At 53.6% G+C, this 12417-nt stretch carries 8 protein-coding genes; 4 read left to right on the top strand and 4 right to left on the bottom strand.

Annotated features, from left to right (window positions below):
• Window positions 1-75: 75 nt before the first annotated feature.
• Complete coding sequence (locus UTO39_RS01265; protein WP_320726239.1) at window positions 76-1056, top strand: helix-turn-helix domain-containing protein; 981 nt, start codon at window positions 76-78, stop codon at window positions 1054-1056.
• A gap of 78 nt (window positions 1057-1134) precedes the next feature.
• On the top strand, window positions 1135-2145 hold the full coding sequence (gene gap, locus UTO39_RS01260; protein WP_320726238.1) for a type I glyceraldehyde-3-phosphate dehydrogenase: 1011 nt from the start codon (window positions 1135-1137) through the stop codon (window positions 2143-2145).
• 39 nt (window positions 2146-2184) lie between these two features.
• On the opposite strand, the gene UTO39_RS01255 is transcribed toward gap, so the two are convergent.
• Window positions 2185-3372, bottom strand: coding sequence for an MFS transporter (locus UTO39_RS01255; RefSeq protein WP_061097925.1), 1188 nt, complete (start codon window positions 3370-3372; stop codon window positions 2185-2187).
• A 115-nt stretch (window positions 3373-3487) separates the two neighbouring features.
• Between UTO39_RS01255 and UTO39_RS01250 the strand changes: the two genes are divergently transcribed.
• Window positions 3488-4444 (top strand): AraC family transcriptional regulator, encoded by a 957-nt coding sequence (locus UTO39_RS01250; protein ID WP_320726237.1) that lies wholly within the window; start codon window positions 3488-3490, stop codon window positions 4442-4444.
• 14 nt (window positions 4445-4458) lie between these two features.
• Here the strand turns inward: UTO39_RS01250 and UTO39_RS01245 are convergent, their stop codons facing one another.
• Window positions 4459-5799 (bottom strand): carbohydrate porin, encoded by a 1341-nt coding sequence (locus UTO39_RS01245; RefSeq protein ID WP_320726236.1) that lies wholly within the window; start codon window positions 5797-5799, stop codon window positions 4459-4461.
• Window positions 5800-6495: 696 nt separating this feature from the next.
• A complete protein-coding gene (locus tag UTO39_RS01240) occupies window positions 6496-8283 on the bottom strand; it encodes a sulfatase-like hydrolase/transferase (protein ID WP_320726235.1) in 1788 nt (595 codons plus the stop codon).
• 276 nt (window positions 8284-8559) lie between these two features.
• On the opposite strand from UTO39_RS01240, the gene UTO39_RS01235 reads away from it, so the two are divergent.
• Window positions 8560-10245 carry an alpha,alpha-trehalase gene (locus UTO39_RS01235; protein WP_320726234.1) on the top strand — a complete coding sequence of 562 codons (1686 nt, stop codon included), beginning with the start codon at window positions 8560-8562 and terminating at the stop codon, window positions 10243-10245.
• Between the two features lie 38 nt (window positions 10246-10283).
• Here UTO39_RS01235 and UTO39_RS01230 read toward each other — a convergent pair whose 3' ends face one another.
• Entirely contained in the window at window positions 10284-12386 is a 2103-nt protein-coding gene (locus UTO39_RS01230) for a TonB-dependent siderophore receptor (RefSeq protein WP_320726233.1), read from the bottom strand.
• Window positions 12387-12417: the final 31 nt, after the last annotated feature.

The following is a 12417-nucleotide window of genomic DNA, read 5'->3' as shown; positions in this document are numbered from 1 at the left end:
AAAGAACTTAAATCGCTTTGCTTTGCCGGGATCGGGGCTCTTGACTTATTTTGCAATAAAGGTACTTTTCAGGACATGAAGAAGATCCTGATTATTGTTCCCGACGGCGGCATGCTGTTTGAAGCCGCCGGTATCGCCGATATTCTGATGCAGGCCAACCGGCTGCATCCGGAAGGGCTTACCCGGCCGCGCTACCGTATCATCATCGCCACCACGCAGCCCCACCAGGTGATCCACGGCCAGTCCGGCCTGAACCTGCTGGCGGACTATCGCCTGCCGGAGCTGGATCCGCGCGAACCGCTGGACACCATTATCATCACCGGACGTGGAATGAACGAGCAGGAGAGCACGGCGGTGGTGGACTGGCTGCACCTCGCTGCGCCGCACGCCCGGCGGATCGCCTCCATTTGCGGCGGCGCGATGCTGCTTGCCCAGACCGGCTTGCTGAACGGCCGCCGCGCGACCACCCACTGGCGGCTGCTGGAGACAATGCAGGCCCAGTATCCGGCTATCCGCGTCGAAGGCGGCCCGCTGTATATTCAGGATGGCCCCATCTGGACCTCCGGCGGCGTAAGTTCCGGGTTCGATCTGACCCTGGCGCTGGTAGAAGACGACTACGGATTTACCCTCGCCCGCGACGTGGCGCAGGATATGGTGATGTATCTGCGCCGCCCCGGCGGACAGCTGCAGTTCAGCCGCTATAGTCTGCAGCAGGCTGGCGCATCGGGACCCATAAGCGAGCTCCAAACCTGGATCCTGCAGAACCTCACCGCCGACCTGTGCGTGGAAAATCTGGCCGAAAAGGCGGCGATGAGCCCGCGCAATTTCACCCGGGTGTTTACCCGTGACGCGGGCGTCTCGCCTGCCCGCTACGTGACCGAAGCGCGTCTGGCCGCCGCCCGACAGCTGCTTGAACAGACCCACGATCCCCTTGAGCGCGTTGCCGAGCAAAGCGGGTTTGGCACCAGCATTAACCTGCGCCGCGTATTTGAGAAACAGCTCCACCTCACTCCAGGCGAGTACCGCCAGCGCTTCCACTGCCGCAAGCTGGCGTAATGTGATCCTTTTTTGTCGTTTACGCCAACCGGCCCCGCGCCTACAGTGACTCCAGACAAATGAAATAAGGAGTGCACCATGGTTAAGGTCGGTATTAACGGTTTCGGCCGTATCGGACGTAATTTCCTGCGCGCGGCGCTGGGTAACCCGGATCTTCAGATTGTGGCCATTAACGATCTGACGGACAGTAAAACCCTCGCCCACCTGCTGAAACATGATTCCCTTCTGGGGAAACTGCCTGCGCCCGTTGAAGCGGCTGACGGCGCGCTGCAGGTAGACGGTCAGCGCATCGTGGTATTTAGCGAACGGGATCCGGCAAATATCCCGTGGCGCGATGTCGGCGTTGACGTGGTGATTGAGGCCACCGGCTTCTTTACCGATCGGGAAAAAGCGGCGGTGCACGTCACGCACGGTGGCGCAAAGCGCGTCATCATCTCCGCGCCCGGCAAGAATGACGATCTGACGGTTGTGATGGGGGTGAACCACGACCGGTACGACCCGGCTCAGCACGTGGTCGTCAGTAACGGGAGCTGCACCACGAACGGCCTGGCCCCGGCGGCTCAGGTGCTACATCAGCAGTTCGGGATTGAGCATGGTCTGATGAACACGACGCACGCCTACACCAACAGCCAGGCGCTGCACGACCAGCCGGAGAAAGATCTGCGCGGCGCGCGCGCGGCGGCGCTGTCGATTGTGCCTTACTCCAGCGGCGCGGCGAAAGCGCTGGGCAAGGTGATCCCCTCCCTGGACGGCAAGCTGACCGGGTACTCCCTGCGCGTGCCGGTGCCGGTGGTGTCGATTGTGGATTTGACGGTAACGCTCAGCCGTAGCGTGACCGCCGAAGAGGTGAATGAGGCGTTCCGCAACGCGGCCGCCAGTGGGCCGCTGAAAGGGATCCTGGGCTATAGCGATGAACCGCTGGTCTCCAGCGACTACCAGGGCGACCCGCGATCCTCCATTATTGACGGGCTTTCCACGCTGGTGATTGGCGGAAACATGGTGAAGATCCTGGCGTGGTATGACAACGAGTGGGGCTTCTCAAACCGCCTGGTGGATTTGGCGGTGCTGATGGATAAGAAAGGGCTGTAAGTCTGATGCCGGGTGGCGCAAGCGCTCACCCGGCATACATTACTCCGCCTTAACCTTCACGCCCATCAACACAATCACCATGGCCGTCACCAGCAGGAACCCGCTGCCGGCGAATACGCCGCTGGCACCGTTAAGGTCAAATACCGCCCCGCCCCCTGCCGCACCGGCGCTTATCGCCAGCTGGATTGAAGCCACCAGCAGCCCCCCTGCACTTTCGGCTTCATCCGGAACGGTGGTGGCAAGCCAGGTTGACCAGCCCACCGGAACCAGACCAAACGCAAAGCCCCACAGCGCCACCAGGAACCCGTCCAGCATCGCCAGATGGCCAAACGCCACCATCGTCAGCGCCAGTATGCCCATGGCGAACGGCACCAGCGCCAGCGTCAGGCGCAGATTACGTGCCAGAAGATGTCCGGCAACGGAAGTACCGACAAAGTTCGCCAGCCCAAAGCCCAGCAGAATCAGTGAAATGGTTTCAACATTGGCCTGCCCCACCGTTTCCAGGAACGGGCGCAGGTAGGTAAAGAAGGCGAAATGGCCGCTGAAGATCAGAATAGTTGCCAGCATGCCGCCGATCATGCCCGGTCGACGCAGCACGCGGAACAACGTGCTCAGGCTACCGCTGCTCTCGGGCTTCATGGACGGCAGCACCCAGATTTGCCACAGCAGCGCCAGCACGCTCGGCAGAATGCAGAGCACAAAGACGTTGCGCCAGCCGATCAGGCTGCCCAGATAGCTCCCCAGCGGGGCGGCAACCACGGTGGCAATCGACACGCTGGAGAAGATCACCGCCAGCGCTTTCGGCACTTTATCCGCCGGAACCAGGCGCATCGTGGTGGCCGTCGACATCGCCCAGAAGCCACCAATGGCGACCCCTAACAGCAGGCGCCCCATTAGCAGGACGTGCAGCGTGGGCGCAAAGGCCACCAGCAGGCTGGAGATAATTTGCAGCACGGAGAAAAACATCAGTACCCAGCGGCGGTCAATACTTTTGGTCGCCGGGGTGATCAGCAGCCCGGTGACGAGCGCCACCAGCGCGGTGGCGGTGACGGCCTGCCCGGCCATGCCCTCGCTGACGCCCAGGCTCGCGGCCATCGGCGTCAGCAAACTGGCTGGCAGGAACTCTGCCGTTATCAAACCAAACACGCCCAGTCCCAGTGAATAGACGGCCCGCCATGCCGGTCTGGCAGGCGCGACGGCCTCTCTCGCCACGACACATGAATTCATCTGTTGTTCTCCCGTTATAAAAATGTGACAACTGTCGCAAAAGCATAGAGGGTTCACCATGGACGATCTATGACATATAATCTCCACTTATTGATTATTCGTCCGGAGTTGCGCCATGACCGTACAGTCCCCCGATTTGATCAGCGAACTTTTACGCGGCATGCGCCTGTCGGGCGTGAAATACCGTCGGATTGAAGCCAGCGCGCCGTTTGGCGTGGCGTTCCACCAGGCGCCCGGCAAGGCACAGTTCCATTTTGTGAGCCACGGAAACGCCCTGCTCCGAATGGACAGCGGCGCAACGTTTGAACTGAGCAGCGGCGACGCGCTGTTTATTCCTGGCGGCAACTCCCATGCCCTGCTCTCTGACGCGCAGGCAGACATTACTCCGGTGAACGCCTTTCCCAGCGAGCCTATCTGCGGCTCGGTCTGCGCGATTACCTGCGAGCCCTGTCCGGAGAGCGAGAACACCATCATCTTTAGCGGGTGTATGGATTTCGAGCTCGGCGGGATGCAGCCGCTGATCAAAGCAATGCCGGAGGTGATGATGGTCAGCCGCCTGATGTCCACATGGCCGGAAATCCATCCGCTGCTGGCGGCGATGGAGCGCGAGTCGATGACGCGACAGGTTGGGTTTGCCGGGATCCTGGCCCGTCTGGCAGACGTGGTGGCGGCGCTGATCGTCCGCGGCTGGGTGGAGGCTGGATGCGGGAAAGCCACCGGCTGGGTGCAAGTCTTACGCGACCCGCGGCTGAGCAGGGCCATTTACGCCATGCACCAGCAGCCTGGCCTGAACTGGAGCGTGGCGGATCTGGCGAAAGAAGCGGGCACCTCACGCTCCGTGTTTGCCGAACGGTTTCTGGCCGCGACGGGGACGACCCCGGCCAAATATCTCAGCGAACTCAGAATGCGGCTGGCGATTCAGTACATTCGGCACGAAAATCAGCCGATTGAAACGGTCGCACTTAGGCTGGGTTATGGATCGCTGGCGGCGTTTAGCCGGGCCTTTAAGCGCATCATTGGCCATGCGCCGGGCACGCTGCGGGAAGCCGGTCAGACCCCCGAAGACGTCTGACCGGCGGGCGGGCATCAGAAATAGTATTTAAAGCGCACGCGGCCACCGTAGCGGTCGTCGTTTTTCTTATCGCCCTCTTTCGGGGAAGCGTTGACCCAGGACGCATACGCGCCCAGATAGATGTTGAAGTTTTTCATCTTCATGACGTTCGGGATCAGGTACGACGTATGGATGGTATGAATGTCGTACTCGCCCGGGTCGGTGATCCAGCAGTCGTTTTCGCACTCTGCGTCAAAGGTCGAGGTATTAAATTCGTCGATTTCGTTATGGGCGTAGATATAACCCAGCTCAAAATTGCGCCAGAGGGCATTGATGCCTGAGGTAAAGTCGGTTTCGCCCGTCGCGTCCAGGTAAGCCGTGTTGAGGTTCATGACCACGCCGTTCTCCGGATCGTTTTTGAGCCCGTCCCAGGTCATGGTAAACCCGTAGCCGGTCCGGTCGGACTGATCGACCCAGCGCCCTGCGTCGTCACGGTAGCCGTAAGCGTTGTTCACCAGGTTGGTCTCCATGGCGACCGCGGTGGATAACGGCCCGTTCTGCCACGAGATGACCGGGCGCACGTAGGCCACATTTTTATCATTCTCAAGTTCTGCGCCGTGATAACGCTGGTCGACGTACAAATCGCTGCCGTCTTTAAACAGGGTATTCAGCTCAAAATACCAGTTATCCAGCGTTTTGCTCATCAGGAAGTTACCCCCGCTGTCGGTTCGCCCGCGCCCCTCTTTCAGCATGTAGATATAGCCGTAGCCGTCGCTGTAGAGATCGTCTGCGGTATTTCCTGAGTATTCCACAAAGGTATCCTGATTGAGCGGGAACATATCGTACGCTTCGAAACGTCCGACTTTAATTTCCCAGTCGTTCTCGGAACCGAAGAAGAATACCGCATCATCGAGATACATTTTCCCGACGAGATCGCCGAGGGGCTGAACGGAAAATCCGGCAAAATTGCCGTTGTCCATTTTACGATAACCGTCAAAACCTAATAAAATACGCCCGTTAATATCCCAGCGTTCTTTATCTCCCGGTGCCCAGTCGCTATTAGCGCTTTGCTTAACGGACGTCAGGCTGCCTGTTTTACTGGCGGCATCCATATTAAATTCAACATCACCATAAAATTTAATATCACCAAACCCTGAAAGCGTCAGCTTTGGCGGTTCGGTTTTGCTCACCGGCTCTTCCGATTGCACAACAACGGCGGGTGCTGCCTGCGCGGCGGCCGCCTGCTGCTGTTTAAGCGCCTGAATTTGCGCTTCCAGTTGCGCCAGTTTTTCTTCCACGTTCGTCGAGGGTTGTGCTGCAAAAAGCGCGCCGGAATAGAAAGCACTTATCAATATTACCGCTTTTTTTAATTTCATAGAATCCATCCTGATTATAAAAGTGAATACGCAAATATTGAGCATCGCCATTTCGACTAAATAGCCTTTTTGGTTCTATTATGTTTTTTGATAAGTGAATTATGAATTTTAACTTGTGTGATCGGCGCAGAGATTTTTTTTGCGAGGAACCGAAAAAAGGCAATCTACTTCACACTCTTATTTCATTAATCGCATCTATATTATAACGTGACATATATAATTATTTAGAAAATATTTCTTTAATTCTTTATTCAAGGCAACACCACCACAGTCGAAATGCAACATGTTTTACCGTTTTCTCACTTCATCTGTAGCCTCCGAAAGCCATACATCCAGCTGTGCTACCTCTCGCCCCCCAGCAGTGGACCGTAAAGGTCCACTGCTCTAGTGATATCTGATTCCTCTAACAGAATTTGTAAAATCGTTCGTTTCAACGACTCTGTAGAGGTGTTTTCACCAGCCCGATTCGTAGCCTTTGCAGGGGCAGATTCAGAGTTTTACTGCCGCCTTTGCCCGCCTGAAGTACACTCAATGTATCCGCAGCCATTGATTTAATCATACAACTTTTAATCAACGACCATGGGCAGTTAAAGCCGTCAGGATGTTACAGGGATACTATCTCTTCTGTCATTTGCCGCCTGTAATGTTTTTATCATTAAATAACGTATCGAATTTTTCTTTGAATATTAAATATCATTATTCACCGCCTTCAAATAAGGCCATTGAATATACCCATGATGGCATTGAATTGATTTTGTTTTCATATGACTCATTTTTGTTATAACATTTATTTTTAATGTTGTACCTGAAACTTGGCAGTCCGGAATCAAGTATGTATTTATCTATCAGAGAGGATACGCAAAAATACGGTTGATTGTTTGCCACCACAGATAATTCTTCTAAATTCTCATTGTTTCCTGCCGCTACAAAAACAGGCACATCTCCATATTCGGTCGGATTTATATCCCATTTAAATATAAAATCGTCATCGCGATCGCCTGTTTTGCTGAACAGATTAGCAGGAAGAACATTCCTGTTCATAAAGAATTTATTCAACGCTGGTTTATGATCACCATAAAGAACAATAACAGCATCAGGATCTATCTCACGAACTTCTTTGGCGAAATCAACGAAGCGACTAACTGCTTGTTTCAACTCATACGTATATACATACTCTCCTGAATCTTTCTCATGAGGATAGGGGCCATGTGTGGACATAGTAATTAAGTTCATGAAGATACCTTTCCCATCGGCATGTTTTAAATGTTCAATTGCTGAGTGATAAAGAAGGTAATCATCGGGTTGCCATTGCCATTCTTTCCTGGTTGCGGCAATTGGAACAGGTAATTTTATATTAGACATTTCATAGAGACCATCAAATTGCTCAAAGCCAAACTTCTTATACACAATATTCCTATGCCAAAATTCTTTTAAATAATTGTGCGCAGCATAAGTAATAAACCCCTTTTCTTTTAAAACACTTGCAATGGAGTCTGAATGCGACTTAAACTGTGATGCATATTCTTGATAAATTATGCCGGATAAAACTCTCGAATTACTTGGAAGTCCTGTAAGCATTTCAAATTCAACATTTGCAGTACCTCCGCCATAAACTGGAGACGTCGCGCGAAAAGTAACAAAACCTTCATTTAATATGGGGGTTATGATTTCTTTGAAATTTGTATTGTCATACCAGCATGACTCACAGAGCACATATATGATAGTTTTATGTTTTGGCAATTTCTTACTACCCGCTTGCTTTTCAAGATCGTAATTCTCTTTGTTATTTTTGTTAGCTAAAGGTGCAGATTTACGTGAACCAGTCATCACAATATGCATTGGCAAACCATTGTCTCTAAGGTTTTCTGGCCAATTCCATGATTTATAAGTGACATTCATTTCCTTGGCTAATAAAATCATCCCCCTCGAGAGAATATTTGCCTCTCCAAAAAGAGCGCTGAAATGAGTATAAAATGAGAATGGCAGCATCATAATAAAACTAACAGCAAGTAATATTTTATTTGTCTTTGTTGTGTAAAACACTTTGTTTAAAATGAATAAAAACACACAAAAACATATTGCCAAAAAAAGGAAAAAAATTGGCCATGGCGTAAGATAATGACTTGCAATAGACATGTTAGAACGCGAAACTAAGTCATTCCAGGAAAGCACCTCACCAGTGAGTGATAGCTTGACGTTACTTATATACTCCAATAATTTAAATGCTATAAAGACAATATAAGCTGAGATTAGTGAAGGTAGTTTTATCAAACGAAGTGAGATATAGGCCAAAGGTAAAGGACTGGCAATCCATATATAGTGAATTAAGTAATATAGATAGTTCGGCAAAGATGCTGAATCATTAATATCTGCAAATGCTATTACAAAGAAAACAATAACAAAAGTGATATCCAGGAATGAGGATTTTACTTTTTTTGAATAATTAGTTAAAGAAAGAGACTTAATGTTGACAGGCAAGTTCATTTTTTGAACCTTAAAGTTAATAATTCTCATCGTATCATGCAATTACAAAAAATGTAAGCGTTTATTATCTATCAGGACAGTCTCACAAAGGCATATTTTTTTAAATTTCGTTTTCAGAACAAACTCCTTCCATCCAGTAAAGCCTGACGAAGCGGTAAATTGTCTGGTTCTGCGCAAAATGGGATATTCAACACGCGAAGCGGGCGATATTCGTCTAAGGTTTTCAGGTGATTGATAACAGCGGTCACGCTGCTCAGGAATACAGGAGACGAACCGATGATAAGACCTCGTACTTTACGCCCTGCTCTTTTGCACCTCGCGCTGGGAGGCGCGCTGCTCGGTGTGGCAACGATGGGTTATGCTGAAGAAAAGCCAGCCTACCAGAAAAATTCACCCGATATTTTGCTTGGCCCTCTGTTTAACGACGTGCAGAGTGCCAAACTGTTTCCCGATCAAAAAACCTTTGCCGATGCCGTTCCCAAAAGCGACCCGCTGATGATTCTGGCGGATTACCGGATGCAGCACACCCAGACCAGCTTTGACCTGCGCCACTTTGTGGAGATGAACTTCACGCTGCCTGCGGAAGGTGAAAAATATGTGCCGCCTGCGGGACAAAGCTTACGTGAACACATTGACGACCTCTGGCCTGTGCTGACGCGCACCACGGACAAAGCCAGCAACAAGTGGGATTCCCTGCTGCCGTTACCGAAGCCTTACGTGGTGCCAGGCGGGCGCTTCCGCGAGATATACTACTGGGACAGCTATTTCACCATGCTGGGCTTAGCCGAAAGCGGCCACTGGGACAAAATCAGCGATATGGTGGATAACTTCGCCTGGGAAATTGATACCTTCGGCCATATCCCCAACGGCAACCGCAGCTACTACCTGAGCCGCTCCCAGCCGCCGTTCTTCTCCCTGATGGTGGAACTGCTGGCGACGCATGATAAAGACGCGCTGAAAAAATACCGTCCACAAATGGAAAAAGAGTACACCTACTGGATGGAGGGCGTAGAAAGCCTTCAGCCTGGGCAGGCTAACCAGCGCGTGGTGAAGCTTGATGACGGTTCGGTACTCAACCGCTACTGGGACGATCGCGATACCCCGCGCCCGGAGTCCTGGCTTGACGATATCACCACGGCGAAGAGCAACCCTAACCGGCCTGTGACGGAAATCTACCGCGATCTGCGCTCCGCTGCGGCCTCGGGCTGGGACTTTAGCTCCCGCTGGATGGACGACCCGCAAAAGCTCGGCACCATCCGCACCACCAGCATTGTGCCCGTCGATCTGAACGCCCTGATGTTTAAAATGGAAAAACTGCTCGCGCGAGCGGGCCAGGAGGCCGGCGACAGCGCGGCGGCGAGTAAATATGAGGCACTGGCAACCGCGCGTCAAAAAGCCATTGAGCGCCACCTGTGGAACGATAAAGAGGGCTGGTACGCCGATTACGATCTCAAGAGCAAGAAGGTGCGCAACCAGCTCACGGCCGCCGCGCTCTTCCCACTCTACGTGAAGGCAGCGGCGCAGGATCGCGCCGATAAAGTGGCCGCGGCCACCTCCGCGCGCCTGTTGAAGCCGGGCGGGATCGCCACCACCACCATCAACAGCGGCCAGCAGTGGGATGCGCCAAACGGCTGGGCGCCGCTGCAGTGGGTGGCCACAGAAGGGTTGCAGAACTACGGGCAGAACAAGGTGGCGATGGACGTAACCTGGCGCTTCCTGAAGAACGTTCAGCATACTTACGACCGCGAGAAGAAGCTGGTGGAGAAGTATGATGTCTCTTCTACCGGTACCGGCGGTGGCGGCGGTGAATATCCGCTTCAGGATGGTTTCGGCTGGAGTAACGGCGTGACGTTGAAAATGCTGGATCTGGTTTGTCCTAAGGAGAAACCGTGCGACAGCGTGCCGGAAAATCAGCCTGCGGCGAACGATGAGGCTGCGCCAGCGAAAAGCGCAGCACAGTAAGGGGTAACCCTCTCCCCAATGGGGAGAGGGTTAGATCCTCAGAAGCTATAACTCGCCCCTAGCTGATACGTCCTGTCGCGCCCAATCCAGCAGTTGGTCGCGTCGTAGCAGGTCAGCGTCTCTTTATTGGTGATGTTCTGCATACTCGCCTTAAGCGTTAACCCCGCCAGCGAAGGCAGAATTTCGCCCATCCGGTACGAGGCCGCCAGATCGTACTGCGTGGTGCCCCCCAGCTTACCCGCATCGTTAGACGGTGAAATCTCCATCGGGCCGGTGTAGCGCGCCCCGGCTCCCAGCATCAGCCCCTTCAGCGGCGTGCTCTCGAAGGTGTAGTCTCCCCACAGGTTGAACGCATTTTCCGGCACCTGGGTTGGACGTTTGCCCTGGTACTTATCATCTTCGGTATTAATTGCGTGGGTGTAGGCATAGTTGGCAATCAGCGTCAGGTTGTCCGTCGGACGGCTGATGGCGGAGAGCTCCGCGCCTTTGGATTCCACTTCACCGGTCTGACGGTAGTTCAGGAAGCCTGGGTCGGAAGTGACGACGTTTTTCTGCCGGATGTTAAACACCGAGGCGGTAAACGTCGTGGCATACTCGGCCAGCAGATATTTTACCCCGCCTTCTACCTGCTTGCTGGTGGTCGGCTTGACGTCTTTCGCCGTGAGCGTTCCCTGCGGCGACACCGGTGCAAAACCTTCTGAATAGCTGATAAACGGCGAAATACCGTTTTCGAAGGCATAAAGCGCCCCCAGGCGTTTGGTCACGCGATCCTGCGATACCCAGGCCTTATCGCCGTTTTGCAGGTAATCGGTGGTGACGGAACGGTAATCGTCGTATCGCAGGCTGCCCAGCAGATTTAAGCCGCCAAATTCCACCCGATCCTGCAGGTAGTACCCGTTCTGCTGATAGCTGAGGCGGTTTTTCTGGGCGGTATAGAGCCCCAGCGCGCTTTCGTGGATTTGCGAATAGTCCGGGTTACGCATATCCATGCCCGGCGTGGTCGACGCGTAACGGTAGTGGAAATGGGAGTTCAGCCTCTGATAGTCAAACCCGGCCAGCAGATGGTGTTTCCAGTCGCCCAGCGCAACGGTTTTGGTCACCTGGTTGTCGATGTTGAAGCTCTTAAGATCTTCATCGGTGGTATAGGCAAAGCGGTTAAGCTGATAGACCTCGCTTCCCGTTCCCGTCGCGTAGACGCTGTTTTGGTGGGTATCGACGTCGAAATAGCGCGCTTTCTGGCTAAAGCCCCAGCCGCTGTCGAACTCGTGTTCGAAGCTGTAGCCCAGCATCCACTGGCGCTGCTTAAACCCGCTCCACTCGTCTCCGGCGTAATCCCGGCGATCGGCATATTTCGAGCGCAAATAAGCGAGCGGCAGCGGGTTAGACGGCGTCAGGCTCGGGGAGTTTTGCGCCAGCGCATCCAGGGTGAGGCGGGTTTTGCTGTCGGGTTGCCAGGTAACGGACGGGGCGACCAGGTAATTTTCATAGCGGCTGGTGTGCGGCTGATCGTCATTCTCCGTCGCCTTGCCCAGCAGACGGTAACTCCAGTCGCTGTCGGCAATTTGTCCGGTCGAATCTAGGTAGCCTTCTTTCAGATTACGGTTCCCGGTGTTAAAACCGACCTCGGTTCGGGCTTCCCGCTGCGGCTTTTTACTTTGAATATTTACCAGCCCGCCCGGCGAACCGCCGCCGTAAAGCACCGATGAAGGCCCTTTCAGGATATCGACGCTCTCTATTAACAGCGGATCGATGCGCGCCTTGGTGTTGCCGGTGACGTTATAGGGCAGCTGCAGCCCGTTGTAGAACTCCTGGTCAACGGTAAAGCCACGAATTTTGTATTCGCTCATATAGGAGGTGTTACCCCGCACCTCGGTCGAGACGCCGGGGGCATAGCGCAGGATTTCGTTCACGGAGTTCGCGTGACGCTTTTCAATTTCCGGCGCAGAGAGCGTGTTGATAACCTGCGGCGTTTTACTTTCGGCAACGGCCGATTTTGTGGCGCTGTTGGTCCAGGCCGGCAGCGCGCTGCCCTGCTCTGAGCCCGTGACGACGATGGTGGATTCTTCGGCGAAAGCCTGGACCTGCAGTGCCAGCGTGACGGCACCCGCCAGGGCGCATAACCTAAAACGTGAGGAGTTCATAATGTCGTCTTTTTGTTAAATGCAATACGGA

Source organism: Enterobacter sp. 118C5 (genome assembly GCF_034107645.1).
Classification (GTDB): Bacteria; Pseudomonadota; Gammaproteobacteria; order Enterobacterales; family Enterobacteriaceae; genus Enterobacter; species Enterobacter nematophilus.
The sequence above is the reverse complement of the archived record's forward strand: the minus strand, read 5'-3'. Positions and strand labels throughout refer to the sequence as shown.